Source organism: Mycobacterium colombiense CECT 3035 (assembly GCF_002105755.1).
Classification (GTDB): Bacteria; Actinomycetota; Actinomycetes; order Mycobacteriales; family Mycobacteriaceae; genus Mycobacterium; species Mycobacterium colombiense.
In genome coordinates, this window is record NZ_CP020821.1 from 4,069,089 (window position 1) to 4,087,769 (window position 18,681).

The 18,681-nt window shown below is 67.6% G+C and carries 16 protein-coding genes, 2 tRNA genes and 1 pseudogene; 11 read left to right on the top strand and 8 right to left on the bottom strand.

All coding sequences use genetic code 11. The annotated features are described in order from the left end of the window. Positions 1-58 precede the first annotated feature (58 nt). The 6 genes and pseudogenes from B9D87_RS19125 (at position 59) to pknB (ending at position 8,071) form a co-directional block, all read left to right on the top strand. Positions 59-526, top strand: coding sequence for an FHA domain-containing protein FhaB/FipA (locus tag B9D87_RS19125; protein ID WP_007771646.1), 468 nt, complete (start codon positions 59-61; stop codon positions 524-526). Continuing rightward, positions 523-2,031: a protein phosphatase 2C domain-containing protein gene (locus B9D87_RS19130; protein ID WP_007771644.1), complete on the top strand. Its 1,509-nt coding sequence runs from the start codon at positions 523-525 to the stop codon at positions 2,029-2,031. Before B9D87_RS19125 ends, B9D87_RS19130 begins: the two co-directional genes overlap by 4 nt. Beyond that, positions 2,028-3,437 carry an FtsW/RodA/SpoVE family cell cycle protein gene (locus tag B9D87_RS19135; protein WP_007771643.1) on the top strand — a complete coding sequence of 470 codons (1,410 nt, stop codon included), beginning with the start codon at positions 2,028-2,030 and terminating at the stop codon, positions 3,435-3,437. The genes B9D87_RS19130 and B9D87_RS19135 overlap by 4 nt, the downstream gene beginning before the upstream one ends. Continuing rightward, complete coding sequence (pbpA, locus tag B9D87_RS19140; RefSeq protein ID WP_007771642.1) at positions 3,434-4,912, top strand: D,D-transpeptidase PbpA; 1,479 nt, start codon at positions 3,434-3,436, stop codon at positions 4,910-4,912. Before B9D87_RS19135 ends, pbpA begins: the two co-directional genes overlap by 4 nt. After that, a pseudogene (locus tag B9D87_RS19145) lies at positions 4,909-6,194 on the top strand (serine/threonine-protein kinase). Before pbpA ends, B9D87_RS19145 begins: the two are co-directional and overlap by 4 nt. Continuing rightward, a complete protein-coding gene (gene pknB, locus B9D87_RS19150) occupies positions 6,191-8,071 on the top strand; it encodes a Stk1 family PASTA domain-containing Ser/Thr kinase (protein ID WP_007771640.1) in 1,881 nt (626 codons plus the stop codon). Before B9D87_RS19145 ends, pknB begins: the two are co-directional and overlap by 4 nt. Here pknB and B9D87_RS19155 read toward each other — a convergent pair. Together B9D87_RS19155 and B9D87_RS19160 are read right to left on the bottom strand one after the other, a co-directional pair. After that, the gene (locus B9D87_RS19155; RefSeq protein ID WP_007771639.1) at positions 8,049-8,747 is read right to left on the bottom strand and encodes an aminodeoxychorismate/anthranilate synthase component II; all 699 of its coding nucleotides are present in this window, start codon (positions 8,745-8,747) and stop codon (positions 8,049-8,051) included. The two genes, pknB and B9D87_RS19155, sit on opposite strands and share 23 nt — an antisense overlap. Positions 8,748-8,795: 48 nt before the next feature. Beyond that, positions 8,796-9,539 (bottom strand): DUF881 domain-containing protein, encoded by a 744-nt coding sequence (locus B9D87_RS19160; RefSeq protein ID WP_007771637.1) that lies wholly within the window; start codon positions 9,537-9,539, stop codon positions 8,796-8,798. A 129-nt stretch (positions 9,540-9,668) separates the two neighbouring features. Here B9D87_RS19160 and crgA point away from each other — a divergent pair, with 129 nt between their 5' ends. Both crgA and B9D87_RS19170 read left to right on the top strand, forming a co-directional pair. Further along, positions 9,669-9,950: a cell division protein CrgA gene (crgA, locus tag B9D87_RS19165; RefSeq protein WP_003872098.1), complete on the top strand. Its 282-nt coding sequence runs from the start codon at positions 9,669-9,671 to the stop codon at positions 9,948-9,950. A gap of 155 nt (positions 9,951-10,105) precedes the next feature. Continuing rightward, entirely contained in the window at positions 10,106-10,531 is a 426-nt protein-coding gene (locus B9D87_RS19170) for a PH domain-containing protein (protein WP_007771621.1), read from the top strand. Positions 10,532-10,552: 21 nt separating this feature from the next. Here the strand turns inward: B9D87_RS19170 and B9D87_RS19175 are convergent, their stop codons facing one another. Then, positions 10,553-11,101, bottom strand: a complete 549-nt coding sequence (locus B9D87_RS19175) for a peptidylprolyl isomerase (RefSeq protein WP_007771620.1) — start codon at positions 11,099-11,101, stop codon at positions 10,553-10,555. Between the two features lie 125 nt (positions 11,102-11,226). Between B9D87_RS19175 and cwsA the strand changes: the two genes are divergently transcribed. Next, a complete protein-coding gene (gene cwsA, locus B9D87_RS19180; protein ID WP_007771619.1) occupies positions 11,227-11,661 on the top strand; it encodes a cell wall synthesis protein CwsA in 435 nt (144 codons plus the stop codon). A gap of 1 nt (position 11,662) precedes the next feature. Here cwsA and B9D87_RS19185 read toward each other — a convergent pair whose 3' ends face one another. Further along, positions 11,663-12,877: a cytochrome P450 gene (locus B9D87_RS19185; RefSeq protein ID WP_007771617.1), complete on the bottom strand. Its 1,215-nt coding sequence runs from the start codon at positions 12,875-12,877 to the stop codon at positions 11,663-11,665. Positions 12,878-13,073: 196 nt separating this feature from the next. On the opposite strand from B9D87_RS19185, the gene B9D87_RS19190 reads away from it, so the two are divergent. After that, positions 13,074-13,640 (top strand): TetR/AcrR family transcriptional regulator, encoded by a 567-nt coding sequence (locus B9D87_RS19190; protein WP_007771615.1) that lies wholly within the window; start codon positions 13,074-13,076, stop codon positions 13,638-13,640. Positions 13,641-13,644: 4 nt separating this feature from the next. On the opposite strand, the gene B9D87_RS19195 is transcribed toward B9D87_RS19190, so the two are convergent. Together B9D87_RS19195 and B9D87_RS19200 are read right to left on the bottom strand one after the other, a co-directional pair. Next, a tRNA-Ala gene (locus B9D87_RS19195) sits at positions 13,645-13,717 on the bottom strand. A 148-nt stretch (positions 13,718-13,865) separates the two neighbouring features. Continuing rightward, positions 13,866-13,939, bottom strand: a tRNA-Ile gene (locus tag B9D87_RS19200). 175 nt (positions 13,940-14,114) lie between these two features. On the opposite strand from B9D87_RS19200, the gene B9D87_RS19205 reads away from it, so the two are divergent. Then, positions 14,115-15,086 (top strand): IS481 family transposase, encoded by a 972-nt coding sequence (locus B9D87_RS19205; RefSeq protein WP_040631171.1) that lies wholly within the window; start codon positions 14,115-14,117, stop codon positions 15,084-15,086. A 24-nt stretch (positions 15,087-15,110) separates the two neighbouring features. Here B9D87_RS19205 and B9D87_RS19210 read toward each other — a convergent pair whose 3' ends face one another. After that, positions 15,111-15,992, bottom strand: a complete 882-nt coding sequence (locus B9D87_RS19210; protein ID WP_007769796.1) for a DUF3566 domain-containing protein — start codon at positions 15,990-15,992, stop codon at positions 15,111-15,113. A gap of 147 nt (positions 15,993-16,139) precedes the next feature. Further along, a complete protein-coding gene (gyrA, locus tag B9D87_RS19215) occupies positions 16,140-18,659 on the bottom strand; it encodes a DNA gyrase subunit A (RefSeq protein ID WP_007769791.1) in 2,520 nt (839 codons plus the stop codon). Positions 18,660-18,681 lie beyond the last annotated feature (22 nt).

Here is an 18,681-nt window from a genome sequence, read left to right on the forward strand (position 1 = left end):
GTGCTCGGAGTCACGGGCGCCAGGGATGCGACGCTAGGACGGACGGAAAGGACGCCAGATGCAGGGACTGGTACTGCAGCTGACGCGCGCCGGATTTTTAATGCTGCTGTGGGTATTCATCTGGTCCGTGCTGCGAATCCTTCGGACCGACATCTACGCGCCCACCGGTGCTGTCATGGTGCGACGCGGCCTGGCGCTGCGCAGCACGCTGTTGCCATCGCGCCAGCGCAGGCACGCGGCCCGCTATCTGGTGGTCACCGAGGGCGCGCTGGCGGGCGGACGCATCACGCTGAGCGGGCAGCCGGTGTTGATCGGCAGGGCCGACGACTCCACGCTCGTGCTCACCGACGACTACGCCTCCACGCGGCACGCCAGGCTGTCCCAGCGGGGCTCGGAGTGGTACGTCGAGGATCTAGGATCGACCAACGGCACTTACCTTGACAGGGCGAAGGTGACGACTGCGGTACGAGTTCCGATCGGAACCCCGATTCGAATCGGCAAAACGGCGATTGAGTTGCGCCCGTGACCCTGGTCCTGCGATACGCCGCGCGGAGTGATCGCGGCCTGGTACGCGCCAACAACGAAGACTCGGTCTATGCCGGCGCACGGCTGCTCGCGCTGGCCGACGGCATGGGTGGTCACGCCGCCGGCGAGGTGGCATCCCAGCTGGTGATCGCCGCGCTCGCGCACCTCGATGACGACGAGCCCGGCGGCGATTTGCTGGCCAAGCTCGACAACGCCGTGCGCTCCGGCAATGCGGCCATCGCCGCACAGGTGGAGGCCGAGCCCGAGCTGGAGGGGATGGGCACCACGCTCACCGCCATCCTGTTCGCCGGCGACCGCATCGGCATGGTGCACATCGGCGACTCGCGCGGCTATCTGCTGCGCGACGGCGAGCTGACCCAGATCACCAAGGACGACACCTTCGTCCAGACCCTGGTCGACGAGGGCCGCATCACCCGCGAAGAGGCCCACAGCCACCCGCAGCGGTCGTTGATCATGCGGGCGCTCACCGGCCACGAGGTCGAGCCGACGTTGACCATGCGCGAGGCGCGTGCCGGGGACCGCTATCTGCTCTGCTCGGACGGATTGTCGGATCCGGTGAGCGACGAGACCATCCTCGAGGCACTGCAGATCCCCGACGTCGCCGAGGCCGCCTACCGCCTCATCGAGCTGGCGCTGCGCGGCGGCGGCCCAGACAACGTGACCGTCGTGGTCGCCGACGTGGTCGACTACGACTACGGGCAGACTCAGCCGATTCTCGCCGGCGCGGTGTCGGGCGACGAGGATCAGATGACCCTGCCCAACACCTCGGCCGGCCGCGCCTCGGCGATTCGGCCCCGCGACGAATCCGCCAAACGCGTTGCGCCGCAACCGGAGGCACCGCATCGGCCGCGCTGGTCACGCCGCAAGATGTACATGGCCGTCGGCCTGGCCGTGCTGTTGGTGGTCGCCGGCCTCACCGTCGGATGGTGGGTCATCCAACGCAACTATTACGTGGCCGAATACACCGGCCGGATCTCCATCGTCCGCGGGATCCAGGGCACCCTGCTGGGCATCCCGCTGCAGGAGCCCTACCTGGTCGGCTGCCTCAACACCCGCAACGAGCTTTCCCTGATCAGTTATGGGCAGTCCGGCGGCCGCCCCAATTGCCAGCCGATGACGCTGCAAGACCTGCGCCGCCCCGGACAGGTCCAAGTTCAGACCGGGCTGCCGGGCGGCAGCCTGGACCAGGCCGAGTCACAGCTGCGGCAGCTTCTGGCCGAGTACCTGTTGCCGATCTGTCCGCCCCCGCGCGCGACGTCTCCGCCCGGCTCACCGGGCACCCGCAGCGGAACACCAGAATCCGGCACCACAGCATCGCCAGCACCACCGACCACCAGCTCTTCCAGCGCCGGCCCCGCGCCGAGCACCAGCGCCAACGGCCCCGCGAACTCTGCGCCGGCAGGTCCGACGACCACGTCGCAGACAGTCACCGCGCTTCCCGGGCCGCCACCTCAACCTGGCATCGATTGCCGGACGGTGGCATGACGACCCAACTTCAGCCGCCGGTCGCGGTCACGCCCCCGTTGCCTACCCGGCGTAATGCCGAGTTGCTGCTGCTGGGCTTCGCCTCACTGATCACCGTCGCCGCGCTGCTGATAGTCGAGGCCAACCAAGAACGCGAGCTGCACTGGACCGCGATCAGTTACGGGCTGGTGTTCCTCGTCGTCTTCGGGTCGGCGCACATGGCCATCCGGCGCTTCGCGCCCTACACCGATCCGCTGCTGTTGCCGATCGTGGCGCTGCTCAACGGCCTTGGCCTGGTGATGATTCACCGGCTCGACCTGGTCACCAACCAGCTCAGCGGACGGCACCACCCCAGCGCGACCCAGCAGATGCTGTGGACCCTGATCGGCGTGGTGACCTTTTCACTGGTGGTCACGTTCCTGAAAGACCATCGCCAGCTGGCGCGCTACGGCTACATCTGCGGGCTCGTCGGCCTGGTCTTCCTGGTGATCCCCGCCCTGCTGCCGGCGTCGCTGTCCGAGCAGAATGGCGCCAAGATCTGGATTCGCTTGCCCGGCTTCTCAATTCAGCCCGCGGAATTCTCCAAGATCCTGCTGCTGATCTTCTTCTCCGCGGTGCTGATCGCCAAGCGCGGCCTGTTCACCAGCGTCGGTAAGCATTTCATGGGACTGACCCTGCCGCGTCCTCGCGACCTCGCGCCCCTGCTCGCGGCGTGGGTGATCTCGGTCGGCGTGATGGCGTTCGAAAAAGACCTCGGCACATCGCTATTGCTGTACACGTCGTTTCTCGTGGTGGTCTACCTCGCGACGCAACGGTTCAGCTGGGTGGGAATCGGCCTGGTGCTGTTCGTCGCGGGAAGCGTTGTCGCGTATTACATTTTCGCCCACGTCCGGGTCCGCGTGCAGATGTGGTGGGATCCGTTCTCCGACCCCGACGGTAGCGGCTACCAGGTTGTCCAGTCGCTCTTCAGTTTTGCCACCGGCGGGATCTTCGGGACCGGCCTGGGTAACGGTCAGCCCGACACCGTGCCGGCCGCCTCGACCGACTTCATCATCGCCGCATTCGGCGAAGAACTGGGGCTGGTGGGCCTGGCCAGCATCCTGATGCTCTACACCATCGTCATCGTGCGGGGTCTGCGCACCGCGATCGCCACCCGCGACAGCTTCGGCAAGCTGCTGGCCGCGGGCCTGGCGTCGACGCTGGCCCTTCAGCTGTTCATCGTCGTCGGCGGGGTCACCCAGCTCATCCCGCTGACCGGGCTGACCACGCCCTGGATGTCCTACGGTGGCTCGTCCCTGCTGGCGAACTACGTGCTGCTGGCCATCCTGGCGCGCATCTCGCACAGCGCCCGTCGCCCCCTGCGCAGCCGCGCGCGCAGCACGCCGCCGATCGCGGCGGCCGGCACCGAGGTGATCGAGAAAGTATGAACGCCTCCCTGCGCCGGATCTCGGTGACCGTGATGGCGTTGATCGTGTTGTTGTTGATCAACGCCACGATGACGCAGGTCTTCGCCGCCGACTCCCTGCGCGCCGACCCGCGCAACCAGCGGGTCCTGCTCGACGAATACTCGCGCCAGCGCGGCCAGATCGTGGCCGGCGGCCAACTGCTGGCCTATTCGGTCGCCACCGACAACCGGTATCGCTTCCTGCGCGTCTATCCCAACCCCGCGGAGTACGCGCCCGTCACCGGCTTCTACTCGCTTCGCTATTCCAGCACCGGGCTGGAGCGCGCCGAGGATCCGCTGTTGAACGGGTCCGACGAGCGGCTGTTCGGGCGCAGGTTGGCCGACTTCTTCACCGGGCGCGACCCGCGCGGCGCGAACGTCGACACCACGATCAAGCCGCGAGTCCAGCGCGCCGCCTGGGACGCGATGCAACAGGGCTGCGGCGGACCGTCGTGCAAGGGCGCCGTCGTCGCCCTCGAGCCGGCGACCGGCAAGATCCTGGCGATGGTGTCGTCGCCGTCCTACGACCCCAACCTGCTGTCGTCGCACGATCCCGAGGTGCAGGCGCAGGCATGGCAGAAGCTGCGTGACGACCCCAACAACCCGCTGACCAACCGCGCGATCTCGGAGACGTACCCGCCCGGGTCCACCTTCAAGGTGATCACCACCGCGGCGGCGCTGCAGGCCGGGGCCTCCGACACCGAGCAGCTGACCGCTGCGCCCTCCATCCCGCTGCCCAACAGCACGGCAACTTTGGAGAACTACGGTGGGGAATCGTGTGGAAACGAGCCGACGGTGTCGCTGCGGCAGGCCTTCGCCCTGTCGTGCAACACGGCATTCGTCCAGCTCGGCATGCTCACCGGGTCCGACGCGCTGCGCAACATGGCGCGCTCGTTCGGGCTGGACAGCACCCCCAGCGTCATCCCGCTGCAGGTCGCGGAGTCGACCGTGGGGATCATCCCGGATGCCGCGGCGCTGGGAATGTCGAGCATCGGCCAGAAGGATGTCGCTATGACACCGCTGCAGAACGCCGAGATCGCCGCGACCATCGCGAACGACGGCGTGACGATGCAGCCCTACCTGATAGACAGCCTCAAGGGGCCCGACCTGACCACGATCAGCACCACGGCGCCGTATGAGCAGCGGCGCGCCGTTTCGCCGCAGGTCGCCGCTAAGCTAACAGAGCTGATGGTCGGCGCCGAGAAGGTCGCACAGCAGAAAGGGGCCATTCCCGGCGTGCAGATCGCATCTAAGACTGGTACCGCAGAGCATGGCAGCGATCCGCGGCACACCCCGCCGCACGCGTGGTACATCGCTTTCGCGCCCGCACAGACCCCGAGGGTCGCTGTGGCGGTGTTGGTGGAGAATGGCGCCGACCACCTGTCCGCGACGGGGGGTGCACTCGCCGCGCCGATCGGACGGGCTGTGATCCAGGCCGCGCTACAGGGAGGACCATGAGCCCGCGAGTTGGTGTGACGCTGTCTGGCAGATACCGCCTACAGCGCCTGATCGCCACCGGCGGCATGGGTCAGGTGTGGGAGGCGGTGGACAGCCGGCTGGGCCGACGCGTCGCCGTCAAGGTGCTCAAGCAGGAGTTCTCCCAGGACCCCGAGTTCATTGAGCGGTTCCGCGCCGAGGCGCGCACCACCGCGATGCTCAACCACCCCGGGATCGCCGCCGTCCACGACTACGGCGAAAGCCAGCTGGACGGGGAGGGCCGGACGGCCTACCTGGTGATGGAGCTGGTCAACGGCGAGCCGCTGAACTCGGTGCTCAAGCGCACCGGCCGGCTGTCGCTGCGCCATGCCCTGGACATGCTCGAGCAGACGGGACGCGCGCTGCAGGTGGCGCACGCCGCCGGGCTGGTGCACCGCGACGTCAAGCCGGGCAACATCTTGATCACCCCGACCGGCCAGGTGAAGATCACCGACTTCGGCATCGCCAAGGCCGTCGACGCGGCCCCGGTGACCCAGACCGGGATGGTGATGGGCACCGCCCAATACATCGCACCCGAGCAGGCGTTGGGCCACGACGCCACCCCGTCCAGCGACGTGTATTCGCTGGGGGTGGTTGGCTACGAGGTTGTTTCGGGCAAGCGGCCGTTCACCGGTGACGGCGCACTGACGGTGGCGATGAAGCACATCAAGGAGCCGCCGCCGCCGCTGCCCGCCGAGCTGCCGCCCAACGTCCGCGAACTCATCGAGATCACGCTGGTGAAGAACCCCGCGATGCGGTACCGCAGCGGGGGACCGTTCGCCGATGCCGTGGCCGCCGTGCGCGCCGGTCGTCGCCCGCCGCGGCCCAGCGCGACGCCGCCTGCCGGCCGTGCCTCCCCGGCGGCGATTCCGTCCAGCCCGACGGCCCGCGCCCCCGCGGTGTCGCCGGGCCGCGCCGCCGCGCCCCGTCGGTCGCGGCCGGCCACCGGCGGGCACCGGCCACCCCCGGCCCGGCGCACCTTCTCCTCGGGCCAGCGCGCGCTGCTGTGGGCCGCCGGGGTGCTCGGTGCGTTGGCGATCATCATCGCGGTGCTCATCGTCATCAATTCGAAGGCCGACCAGCAGCAACAGCCCCGACGGTGACCGACACCGGGACACCGCCCGCCTCGGCGCCACCGCCGCCGACCAAGACGCCGAGCGGTTCGGGTGCCCGGCCCGAATTGAGGCTCGACTGGCCGGATGACGGGACAATAGGGACCTCCGGCCTCCACAACGTGCCGGCCCGACACGGAACGCACCAATGACCACGCCGCAGCACCTGTCCGACCGTTACGAACTGGGCGAAATCCTCGGCTTCGGGGGTATGTCCGAGGTTCACCTGGCCCGCGACGTTCGATTGCATCGCGACGTCGCGGTCAAGGTGCTGCGCGCGGATCTGGCCCGCGACCCCAGCTTCTACCTGCGCTTCCGGCGCGAGGCGCAGAACGCCGCCGCGCTGAATCACCCGTCCATCGTCGCGGTCTACGACACCGGCGAGGCCGAGACACCCACCGGGCCGCTGCCCTACATCGTCATGGAGTACGTCGACGGCGTCACCCTGCGCGACATCGTGCACACCGATGGCCCGCTGCCGCCGCGCCGGGCGATCGAGATCATCGCCGACGCCTGCCAGGCGCTGAACTTCAGCCACCAGAACGGCATCATCCACCGCGACGTCAAGCCGGCCAACATCATGATCAGCACCACCAATGCGGTCAAGGTGATGGATTTCGGCATCGCCCGCGCGATCGCCGACAGCGGCAACAGCGTCACCCAGACCGCAGCGGTGATCGGAACCGCGCAATACCTCTCGCCCGAGCAGGCCCGCGGCGACACCGTCGACGCCCGTTCCGACGTGTACTCCTTGGGCTGTGTCCTCTACGAAATCCTCACGGGCGAACCGCCTTTCACCGGTGACTCACCGGTTGCCGTTGCCTACCAACATGTTCGGGAAGACCCCGTCCCGCCGTCGCAGCGGCACGAGGGCATCTCCGCCGATCTCGACGCCGTCGTGCTCAAGGCGTTGGCCAAGAATCCCGACAACCGCTATCAGACCGCGGCGGAGATGCGCGCCGATCTGATTCGGGTGCACAACGGCGAAAAGCCGGAAGCGCCAAAGGTGCTCACCGACGCGGACCGGAGCTCGCTGCTGTCGTCGGGTCCCGGCGCCACCGGCCCGTCGCGGACCGATCCGTTACCGCGTCAGGTTCTCGCGGACGCGGGCGAGGACCGCAGCGTCGGCTCGGTGGGCCGCTGGATCGTCGCGGTCGCCGCGCTGGCGGTGCTGACGATTGTGGTCGTCATCGCGTTCAACACGTTCGGCGGCGGCGCCCGCGACGTGCAGGTGCCCGACGTGCGCGGGCAGGTGTCCGCCGACGCCATCGCGGCGCTGCAGAACCGCGGCTTCAAGACCCGCACCCTGCAGAAGCCGGATTCCACGATCCCGCCCGACCACGTCATCGGCACCGACCCGGGCGCCAACGCGTCGGTCAATGCGGGCGACGAGATCACCATCAACGTGTCCACCGGGCCCGAGCAGCGCGAGGTGCCCGACGTGTCCTCGCTGAGCTATTCCGACGCGGTCACCAAGCTCAAGGCCGCCGGATTCAGCAAGTTCAAGCAGGCCAACTCGCCGTCGACCCCGGAATTGCTGGGCAAGGTGATCGGTACCAACCCGCCGGCCAACCAGACCTCGGCGATCACCAACGTCGTCACCCTGATCGTCGGCTCCGGGCCGGAGACCAAGCAGGTGCCCGACATCGCGGGCCAGACCGTCGACATCGCCCAGAAGAACCTGACGGTCTACGGCTTCAGCAAGGTCACCCAGGTGCAGGTGGACAGCTCGCGTCCGGCCGGCGAGGTGATCGGCACCAATCCGCCCAAGGGACAGATGGTTCCGGTCGATTCGGTGATCGAGCTGCAGGTGTCCAAGGGCAACCAGTTCATCATGCCCGACCTGTCCGGCATGTTCTGGACCGATGCCGAACCACGCCTACGCGCGCTGGGCTGGACGGGCATCTTGGACAAGGGCGCCGACGTCGACGCCGGTGGTTCGCAGTCCCACCGGGTGGTCTATCAGAACCCGCCGGCCGGCTCCGGGGTCAACCGGGACGGCATCATCACGCTGAAGTTCGGTCAGTAGCCGTCGGGTCGGCCGGGAAGTACGGCCGCACCGCGGCGTGCACGTCGTTCTCGAGCCGGCGCACCAACGTGTCGTTGCGCTCCCATCCACAGTCGGCCAGCCAGTTCGCCAGCATCCGGTGCCCGCCCTCGGTCAGGATCGACTCCGGGTGGAACTGGACCCCGTGGATCGGCAGCTCGGTGTGCCGCACGCCCATGATCACGCCGCTCTCGGTGTGGGCCGTGACCTCGAGCACCGGCGGCAACGACTCGGGCAGGATGGTCAGCGAGTGGTAGCGAGTCGCCGTGAAGGGGTCCGGAAGCCCTTGCAGCACACCGGTATTGGTGTGAAACACGCTGCTGGTCTTGCCGTGCAGCAGCTCCGGGGCGCGGTCGACGACGGCACCGAATGCGACGCCGATGGCCTGGTGTCCCAGGCAGACCCCGAGCAGCGGGGTCCTTTCGGCGGCACATGCGCGAACCATCGGGATCGACGCGCCCGCGCGTTCCGGGGTGCCCGGCCCCGGGCTGAGCAACACCCCGTCGAATTGGCGGGCGATGGCGGCATGATCGGCCGAGAGGTCGGAGAGCCGGGTGTCGTCATTGCGCCAGACTTCCGCGTCCACACCCAGCTGACCGAGGTACTGCACCAGGTTGAACACGAAGCTGTCGTAGTTGTCGACAACCAGAATCCGCATCGTGCCAGGTTACCGTCCGCCGGCGCTCGGGCCGCTGGTCAGTAGGCGTCAGTAGCCGATCGGACCGTTGGGCTGTGCGAAATGCAGCCGGTCGGGCTCGAAATGACCCACCACCTGCACGTCGGACTTGACCTCTTCGGTGTAACCGAGGCCGAAGCGCACCACGTACTGCTTGTACAGGACCACCAGGGGCGCGGCGGCCAGGGCCGCCTGCATGGCCGCCGCGTTGCCGATCGCGGTGATCGTGTACGGCGGGCTGTAGGTGCGCCCGTTGAGCAGCAGCGTGTTGCCGACGCAGCGCGGCACCGAGGTCGCGATGATCCGCTGGTCTTGCATCTGGATCGCCTCGGCGCCGGCGCTCCACAGCGCGTTGAGCACGGCCAGGATGTCTTGCTGGTGCACCACCAGATCGTCCGGGGACGCATCGCGGGGGAAACGGCCGTTGGCGTCGCGCTGGGCGTCCGCGAGCGTGACCACCAGACCCGGGCCGTGCACCGGGCTCATTCCCGCCTCGCCGGCGAGCTGGTTGGAGCGCCGCAGCATGGCCGCCAGCGCGGCATCGGATGACCGCCCGTGGGCGGCGTCGATCTTGGCCGCCAGCGCCTCGCGCTGGGCGGCCAGACGGTTCACCGAGGACTGGGTCTCGCGGACCAGGTCCACCAGCCGGGGGGCGTCACTGCGGCGGATTTCGGTGCCCCCGGAGACGCCGTGGGTGGCGGCGAGCAGCAGTCCGGCCAGCAGACACACCACCGGGACGCCCAAGCGCCATGGCGACCGGCGCGTCTGGATCATCGCCTCTCCATTTCCTGGTCACCGCCCCGGGTGAGTTAGTCTCGTAGCCAAGCTATGGGTGCAGCTGCGGTTCTCATCGTTGCACCCCGTCCCGCTCACCGTGTCGTTGAGGTAATCCGCGAGGTAAACATGCCCAAGTCCAAGGTCCGCAAGAAGAACGACTTCACCGTCAGCGCGGTCAGCCGCACCCCGGTGAAGGTCAAGGTCGGACCGTCGAGCGTGTGGTTCGTCGCGCTGTTCATCGGTCTCATGCTGATCGGCCTCGTCTGGCTGATGGTGTTCCAGTTGGCCGCCGTCGGGAGCCAGGCGCCGACCGCCCTCAACTGGATGGCCCAACTGGGCCCGTGGAACTATGCGATCGCGTTCGCTTTCATGATCACCGGTTTGTTGCTCACGATGCGCTGGCACTGAGCGGGACAGCCAGCGTAATGAATTCATTTTCAGCCTGATTTGCCACTGCCTCAGCAACTTTGTCACCACCCAATCACACGCGTGTGATTTATCCCCACTGTTGATAGCTGATGTGGATAACTGCATAGGCCGTGGTGGGAGGGGTTAAGGACCGCATGCAGCAAACACAATGGCAGCCCCACACGGCGGGAATCGCTGGTTGTGGAGCCGCGGGCCTTCTGATGGCAATCGCCGCTGTGACCGTGGTCACAGACCCGCCGGGCCGCATTTTGGCGGGCGTTGCCGCGGCGGGTCTGATCTTGTTTGCCGGCGTGTCGTGGCACGCGCGTCCCAAGCTGGCAATCACGCCCGGCGGCCTGGCTCTGCGCGGCTGGTTCCGGACGCAGCTATTGCAGCATTCCGACATCAAGATCATCCGCATCATCGAGTTCCGCCGCTACGGACGCAAGGTGCGGTTGCTCGAGGTCGAGACGGCCGCCGACGACCTGGTGCTGTTCTCCCGCTGGGACCTCGGAACGGATCCGCTGCAGGTGCTCGACGCGCTCACCGCAGCGGGCTACGCGGGCCGTCAGCAAGGCTGATCGGCAGCGGCTTACCGCCGGCTAGGAGATGGTGATCGACTCGATGACGACCGGCTCGGTGGGACGGTCGTTGCCGTCGGTGCTCGTCGTCGAGATCGCGTCGACGACCTTCTGCGACTCCGGGTCGGTCACCTCGCCGAAGATGGTGTGGCGCCGGTTCAGGTGGGGGGTTTGGCCGACCGTGATGAAGAACTGCGAACCGTTGGTACCCGGACCCGCGTTCGCCATCGCCAGCAGGTAGGGCTTGTCGAATTGCAGTTCGGGGTGGAACTCGTCGGCGAACTTGTAGCCCGGGCCGCCGCGACCGGTTCCGGTCGGGTCGCCGCCCTGGATCATGAAGCCCCGGATCACCCGGTGAAAGACCGCGCCGTCGTAGAACGGGCCGGACGAGCCACCCGATGCGTTCTGCGTCGAGTACTCCTTGGTGCCCTGCGCCAGGCCAACGAAGTTGGCGACGGTCTTGGGCGCGTGGTTCCCGAAGAGGGCGACCTTGATGTCGCCGCGGTTGGTGTGGAGCGTGGCGGTAGCAGTCTGAAAGGGGCTGTTGGTCACGGCAAGAGAGTCTGCCATTACCGGCGGGCGCCGCCGCACGCGGTGTCACCCAAGGCAACGCCGGCGTCCCTATGCTGGCAGTCTGTTCAGATACCGGGCCCGGCGTCAGGGCAGACTCTATCCACCGGACAGAAAGGCGACAGATGAGCGCGAAGACGGATTCCAGGCTGACCCCGCGGCAGCGACTGGCCCGCGGTCTGTCGTACTCGGCGCAGGGGCCGGTGGACGTCACCCGGGGAGTGGTCGGCCTGAGTGTCCAGTCCGCGCAATCGACCGCATCGCAACTGCGTCGCCGGTATCAAGAGGGGCGGCTGGCCCGCGACCTCGCCGCGGCCCAGGAAACCCTGGCCCAGGAGTTGGCCGCCGCGCAGGAAGTGGTCACCAGCCTGCCCCAGGCGCTGCAGGACGCGCGCCGCGCGCAGCGTCGCGGCAAGCGCCCGTGGGTCTTTGCGGGGGTCGCCGTCGCCGTCCTCGCCGGGGGCGCCGTCGCGTTCAGCCTCGTCCGGCGCTCCGTGCGGGCGAAGCCTCAGGAGCCGCAGTCGCGGCCGCCGAGCGTCGACGTGCAGCCGCGCCCCTAGATCACCGCACAGCTAGCTGGAGTCGCTCGCGGCGCCGTACCAGGATGCTCGGCAGCCATTCGCCGATGTCGGTCGCGTCGATCCACGAGGTGCGCTCGAGCAGCATCCGCAGCACGATGTGGGCCTCCAACCGGGCCAGCGCGGCACCTACGCAGAAATGCACGCCCTTGCCGAAACTCACGTGGCTCTTGGCGGACGCGCGGTCGAGCCGGAATTCGTTCGGGGCTTCGAAGTGCGACGGGTCGCGGTTCGCCGCTCCCCACATCAGCAGCAAGTGCGCGCCGGCCGGCACCTCGACGCCGCCCAGGGTCGTGTCCCGCCACACGTGGCGGTAATGGCCGCGAAACGGCGCCTCGAAGCGCAACGTTTCTTCGATGAAAGCGCTTAGTAATTCCGGGTTCTCGCGCAGCTGCCGTTGGATCGCGGGCCGATCGGTGAGGATCCACCCTGCGCTGCCCAGCAGTGACGCCGTCGATTCACCGGCCGCGCTGAAGAGCGTGAGCATGATTCCCAGCGCCGGCAGTTGCTCGAGTTCACCCGACGCGTAGCGCGCTGCCAGGTCGCCTATCAGCCCGGAATCTGGCTTGCCGCGGGCCTTTTCGAAATGCTCCATCACGTAGCCGGACAGCTGCATCGCGGCCAGTCCGGCCTGCTCGACCTGTTCGGGCGTGACAATCCCGTCGAGCAGCGTGGTCGTGGCGTACCCCAGCCGGATGAGTGTGTCGACATCGTCGTCGGGGAGGCCCAACAGCTTGCAGACCACCATCATCGGCAACCGGTTGGCGATCGCGCTCATCCATTCGATCTGGCCGTCGTGCAGGTTTTCTTCCCAGAGACGGTCGGCGGTCTGGACCGCGAATTCCTCGATGATGCGCACGCGTCTGGCCGATAAGTGTGGCAGCAGGATCTTTCGGTGCATCGCATGAACAGGGTCGTCCGCGGTGGCCAATATATGCATCGGGGCGCCCGGCTGTCCCATGTCGAGGGGGGTGATGGTGCCGTCGTCGTGATAGACCATGGTCGCCGTCAGGTTCGACGAGAAATCCTCGACCCGGTCCACGGCCTCCTGGACCGCATCCCAACCGCATACTGCGTAGAACACGGAATCGCCGATGCGGTGCACCGGCGCCTCGGCGCGCATGCGGTCATACAGCGGGTAGGGGTCCTGTATCGCCTCGCTGCTGAAGAACCGGACCGCACTGTCCAAGACCGTCATGCGTTTCAGGCTCGATGCCGCTGGTCGCAGCGTCAACGGGATGCCGAGAAGTTGAGGAGCCGTCGCGGCCGGGTTCGCCGGGGGACGACTTCGTCGACCCGGCACGAACAGGCGGTATCCGTGAGAGGAGAAGTCTCAAAATTCTCATGCTGCGAAATGATTTCTGGCGCCATGCAGAGTGGGGGAGCATGGGTGGATGACGCGCGATGACTGGTTGGTGGGCCGCGATCGCGGTAGCGAAGCCACCGAACGGATTTACAGCGCGGCCGCCGACCTCATCGCGCGGCACGGATATGACGGTTTCACGATCGAGGCGTTGGCGGCCCGGGTGCACTGCTCGCCGGCGACGATATACCGGCATGCCGGCGGCAAGGCGACCATCCGCGACGCCGTGATCCGTATGCAAGCCGCGCGCATCATCGATAAGACCCGGGAGGCGATCAAGGATCTCACTGGTCGCGAGCGGGTCGTGACGGCCACGATCATGGCGTTGGAACGCCTGCGCTCCGATCCGCTCGCTCAGCTCATGCGCTCGATCCACGCGGCCCCGGTCAGCGACTGGGTCATCAACTCGCCCGCGGTGACCGCGTTGGCCGCCGAGATGCTGGGGCCCGGCAACGACGACCCGCTGGCGGCGCAGTGGCTGATCCGTGTCTTCCTGGCGCTGTGGGGCTGGCCGCTCAAAGACCCGGCGGCTGAGCGCGCTTTGGTGGAACGCTTCCTCGGCTCGTCGTACACCGCCGGCGCGGGGAAGGGGACCTGACTTGTGGAGCCTAGGGGAATCGAACCCCTGACACCCGCCTTGCAAAGGCGGTGCTCTACCAACTGAGCTAAGGCCCCTCATCGTGACTGAGTGGCTGACCTTGGTCATCCACCGCCACGTGCCAGACCTCGACTCCACGTCGTGACCACGCCACCGCTGCCAATACGGCGATGAGTCCCAGTGGCAGTGCGAGCCTTACGCAACGTCTTGACGGGCACATGGTTGTGGGCCTAGGAGGACTCGAACCTCCGACCTCTTCGTTATCAGCGAAGCGCTCTAACCGCCTGAGCTATAGGCCCGTACTCGCGTACGGCCGAGCGACGAGATTACCGCAATGCAGGCCCTACTCCCAAAAGCGCAGCATCCACTGCTAGTTGTCGTGACCCGCGAGGTTGTTAACGGCGTGCCTGCTTGAAAGTGGGAGGACCTCCTGACGGAGTGGATGTGTCTGGCATTCACCCGTAGGAGGTCCTTGTGTCTCACGCTAACGCCCGTACCAATGTGTTCGCTCGTCGGCTGATTGTTGAGCGTGTCGCCGCCGGGTGGCCGGCCGCGCATGTGGCTGAGCAACTGGGGATTTCGCGGGCGACGGTGTACAAGTGGTTGCGCCGATATGCCCAGGGCGGCATTGCCGCGCTGGCTGACCGTTCGTCACGGCCGATCCAGATGCCCAACCGCACCAGCCATCGGGTCGAGCAGAAGGTGCTCGCCGCCCGCCGACGCCGTAAGCGTGGCGCTGTGGTGCTTGCCGCCGAACTGGATCTGAATCCCTCGACGGTCGGGCGAATCCTGGCGCGCCACCAGATGCCGCATCTAAGTGCCATCGACCCGATCACCGGCGAGGCGGTGCGCTGCTCTTCGCGCAGCGCCAACCGCTACGAACACCCCACGCCAGGGGCCATGGTCCATGTCGACGTCAAAAAGCTCGGCCGCATCCCTTCAGGCGGTGGCTGGCGGCTGCACGGCCGCGACGCCGCGGTCTCAGTTACCCACCGGCACAAGAAGACCAAGATCGGCTACGACTACGTCCACACCGCCATCGATGACTACACCCGGCTGGCCTACAGCGAAGTGCTCTCCGACGAGAAGGACCCGACGTGCGCTGGGTTTCTCCACCGGGCACTGGCCTGGTTCGCCGCCCACGGCGTGCGCGTGCGTCGGTTACTGACCGACAACGCGTTGGTCTACCGACACGGCACCGACTGGGGCTGGGTTTGTTCGGCCTGGCAGCTCAAACGCCGATTCAGCAAGCCCGGCTGTCCCTGGACCAACGGCAAAGCAGAACGCTTCAACCGGACCCTGCTCAACGAATGGGCCTACGCCCGGCCCTGGACCAACAACACCCTGCGCAGACGCGGTCTTGACCAATTCCTTCGCCGCTACAACACTCGACGAGGCCACTCCGCCCTCGGCGGACGACCACCAATCAGCCGACTCGCTGCCTGACAACAACGTGTCAGGTCACGACAGCTAGTCGCGGTCGGCCAGCGTGACCTCGACGCCGCCGATCAGGTCGGTCGTCAGGTTGTAGACGAACGCGGCGATGGTGGCCATCGCGGTCAGCAGCACGATGTTGACCAAGCCGATCAGGACGGCGCCGCCGAAAATCGTGCCGCTGGACACCAGTTCGCCGCTGCTGCCGCTGGTGTTGTTCAGCAGGTCGCCGACGTTGCTGTTCAACTTCGACCACACGCCCATGCCGCCGAGCACCAGGTAGAGAAACGCGACGGCGATCATCCAGACGAAGAACAACGCCACCGAGAGCAGCAGCGACACCTTCAACGTGCTCCACGGGTCGATGCGGCGGATCTGCATGCTCGCGCGCACCGGGCCCCGCGTGCGCCGGGACACCTGCACCCGGTTGTCGCGACCCTCCCGTCCGTCCCGGGTTTCGGCGGTGGCCGAACGGCCGGCGCCCGACGAGCTCGACGACTCCGCGGGCCGCTCGGGCGTGGGCTTGCGGTGCGGGCCGCGCGGCAGCGGGCCGGACAGATCCGGGAGCTCGCTGGCGTAGGCATCCGTCGGCGACGCCTCGCCCCGCGCGGGCTCGGGCTCTTTGGCATGCGACGGGGCGCCGGGCGCGGCGGTGCCGGAGATGAAGCGGTTCAGCCGGGCTTCGACGCCGCCGGTCTGACCCGACGGCCGCTTCTCGGTGGGTGGCTCACCCTGCCGAGATCCCGGCTGCTGGGGCCGGGCGGTGCCGCGCTGCCAGGGCGGTCCATCGCCACCCTCTTGGCTGCGGCCACCCTGTGCGGGCGGCGCGGCGCGGCGCACCCCGGCACGCTCGACCGAACCATCCCCGTTGGGGCCGTCCCCCTTTTTGGGGGCGCCCGGCTCGTTCGGTGAGGTCACCCCGACTCCTTAGGTCTCCTACCCTGGCCGCAAACGCGGTGGCAGTCGCATTATGTCTGGCCGGGCTGAGTCTAATTGCCCGGTTCCTCCCCGGGCCGCGCCGCGGCCCGCGTCGTCATCCGGCCGAGTCTAGTGGCTCGGCACCGACTAGCTGTCCGACTCCGCGGCACCGTCGCTTTCCTCGACGACTTCGTCCGCGTTTTCTTCCGCGTTGCGGGCGATGGCCAACAGCGTGTTCTCTTCACCGAGGTTCATCAGGCGTACGCCCTTCGTCTGCCGGCCGGCCTTGCGAACCTGGCCCGCCGCGGTGCGGATGACGCCGCCTCCCGAGGTGATCGCGTACAGCTCGCTGTCCTCATCGACGATCAACGCACCAACCAGCCTGCCGCGCCGCCGGTCGTACATCACCGTCAGGACGCCCTTGCCGCCGCGGCCCTGCACCGGATACTCCTCGATCGCGGTGCGCTTGGCGTAGCCGCCCGACGTCGCCACCAGCAGGTAGGTGCCCTCGCGGACGACGTTGAGCGACAACAGGTAGTCGTCGGCGTTGAACCGCATGCCCTGCACGCCGGAGGTGGCGCGGCCCATCGGCCGCAGCGCTTCGTCGGTCGCCGAGAAACGGATGGACTGGCCGTTGGCCGAGACCAGCAGCAGGTCGTCCTCGGCGGAGCACAACACCGCACCGACCAGCTCGTCGCCGTCGCGCAGGTTGACCGCGACGATCCCGCCCGACCGGTTGGAGTCGAAATCGGTGAGCTTGGTTTTCTTGACCAGGCCGTTGCGGGTGGCCAGCACCAGATAGGGCGCGTCCTCGTAGCTCTTGATCTGGATGACCTGCGCGATCCGCTCCTCGGGCTGGAAGGCCAGCAGGTTCGCGACGTGCTGGCCGCGGGCGGTCCGCGAGGCCTCCGGCAGGTCGTAGGCCTTGGCCCGATACACCCGGCCCTGCGTGGTGAAGAACAGGATCCAGTCGTGCGTGGAGCACACGAAGAAGTGCCGCACGATGTCGTCCTGTTTCAACCCGGCGCCCTGGACGCCCTTGCCGCCGCGCTTCTGGCTGCGGTAGAGGTCGGTCTTGGTCCGCTTGGCGTAGCCGGTCTCGGTGATGGTGACGACCACGTCTTCGCGGGCGATCAGGTCCTCGTCGGCGACGTCACCGTCGGCCGCGATGATCCGGGTACGACGCTCGTCGCCGTGCTTGTCGACGATCTCGGACAGCTCGTCGTGCACGATCGCGCGCTGCCGCTCGGGCTTGGCGAGGATGTCTTCCAGGTCCGCGATCTCGGCCTCGATCTTGGCCAGGTCGTCGACGATGCGCTGGCGCTCGAGGGCGGCCAGCCGGCGCAGCTGCATGTCCAGGATCGCCTGGGCCTGGATCTCGTCGATGTCCAGCAACTCGATCAGGCCGGCCCGCGCGATTTCGACCGTCTCCGACGCACGGATCAGGGCGATGACCTCGTCGAGCGCGTCGAGCGCCTTGACCAGACCGCGCAAGATGTGCGCGCGCTCGTTGGCCTTGCGCAGCCGGTAGGTGGTGCGCCGCACGATGACGTCGAGTTGGTGCGCGACGTAGTAGCGGATCATCTGGTCGAGGCGCAGCGTGCGCGGCACGCCGTCGACGATCGAGAGCATGTTCGCGCCGAAGCTGGTCTGCAGCTGGGTGTGCTTGTAGAGGTTGTTCAGCACCACCTTGGCCACGGCGTCGCGCTTGATCTCCACCACGATGCGCAGGCCGACGCGGTCGCTGGACTGGTCTTCGATGTTGGAGATGCCGGCCAGCTTGCCGTCGCGGACCTGCTCGGCGATCGAGGTGATGAAGTTGTCGTGGTTCACCTGGTACGGCAGTTCGGTGATCACCAGCGCCGTGCGGCCGCGTGAATCCTCTTCCACCTCAACGACTCCGCGCATCCGGATGGACCCGCGGCCGGTGGTGTAGGCGTCGTGGATGCCCTGCGACCCGACGATCAGGCCGTGGGTGGGGAAGTCGGGACCCTTGACCCGCTCGCAGACCGCGGCCAGCGTGGCCTCTTCGTCGGCCTCGTGATTGTCCAGGCACCAGTAGACGGCCTCGGCCAGCTCGCGCAGGTTGTGCGGCGGAATGTTGGTCGCCATGCCGACCGCGATGCCGCCGGAACCGTTGGCCAGCAGGTTGGGGAACCGGCTGGGCAGCACGGTCGGTTCCTGCACACGACCGTCATAGTTGGGGATGAAATCGACTGTCTCCTCGTCGATTTCGCGGAGCATCTCCATCGCGAGCGGGGTCAGCCGCGCCTCGGTGTACCGCATGGCGGCCGGCGGGTCGTTACCCGGTGAACCGAAGTTGCCCTGCCCGTCGACCAGCGGATAGCGCAGCGACCACGGCTGCGCCATGCGCACCAGGGTGTCGTAGATCGACGCGTCGCCGTGGGGGTGGTAGTTACCCATCGTTTCGGCCACCGAACGCGCCGACTTCGCGTGGCTGCGATCCGGGCGGAAGCCCGAGTCGTACATCGCGTAGAGCACCCGGCGGTGCACCGGCTTGAGGCCGTCGCGCACCTCGGGCAGCGCGCGGCCGACGATCACGCTCATCGCGTAATCGATGTAGCTGCGCTGCATCTCCTGCTGAATGTCGACGGGCTGGATGCGGTCGACGGAGTCGTCACCTGGTGGCAGCGTGGTGTCAGTCATGTATTCCTCGTTGGTTGGTCAA

Bases quoted from the DNA above. Each gene is read 5' to 3' on its own strand.
- B9D87_RS19125 (WP_007771646.1), top strand. From the start codon at position 59: ATGCAGGGACTGGTACTGCAGCTGACGCGCGCCGGATTTTTAATGCTG.
- cwsA (WP_007771619.1), top strand. From the start codon at position 11,227: ATGAGCGCGAAGACGGATTCCAGGCTGACCCCGCGGCAGCGACTGGCC.
- pknB (WP_007771640.1), top strand. From the start codon at position 6,191: ATGACCACGCCGCAGCACCTGTCCGACCGTTACGAACTGGGCGAAATC.
- gyrA (WP_007769791.1), bottom strand. From the start codon at position 18,659: ATGACTGACACCACGCTGCCACCAGGTGACGACTCCGTCGACCGCATC.
- B9D87_RS19170 (WP_007771621.1), top strand. From the start codon at position 10,106: ATGCAGCAAACACAATGGCAGCCCCACACGGCGGGAATCGCTGGTTGT.
- B9D87_RS19185 (WP_007771617.1), bottom strand. From the start codon at position 12,877: ATGACGGTCTTGGACAGTGCGGTCCGGTTCTTCAGCAGCGAGGCGATA.
- B9D87_RS19160 (WP_007771637.1), bottom strand. From the start codon at position 9,539: ATGATCCAGACGCGCCGGTCGCCATGGCGCTTGGGCGTCCCGGTGGTG.
- B9D87_RS19190 (WP_007771615.1), top strand. From the start codon at position 13,074: ATGACGCGCGATGACTGGTTGGTGGGCCGCGATCGCGGTAGCGAAGCC.
- B9D87_RS19155 (WP_007771639.1), bottom strand. From the start codon at position 8,747: ATGCGGATTCTGGTTGTCGACAACTACGACAGCTTCGTGTTCAACCTG.
- B9D87_RS19175 (WP_007771620.1), bottom strand. From the start codon at position 11,101: ATGGCAGACTCTCTTGCCGTGACCAACAGCCCCTTTCAGACTGCTACC.
- pbpA (WP_007771642.1), top strand. From the start codon at position 3,434: ATGAACGCCTCCCTGCGCCGGATCTCGGTGACCGTGATGGCGTTGATC.
- B9D87_RS19135 (WP_007771643.1), top strand. From the start codon at position 2,028: ATGACGACCCAACTTCAGCCGCCGGTCGCGGTCACGCCCCCGTTGCCT.
- crgA (WP_003872098.1), top strand. From the start codon at position 9,669: ATGCCCAAGTCCAAGGTCCGCAAGAAGAACGACTTCACCGTCAGCGCG.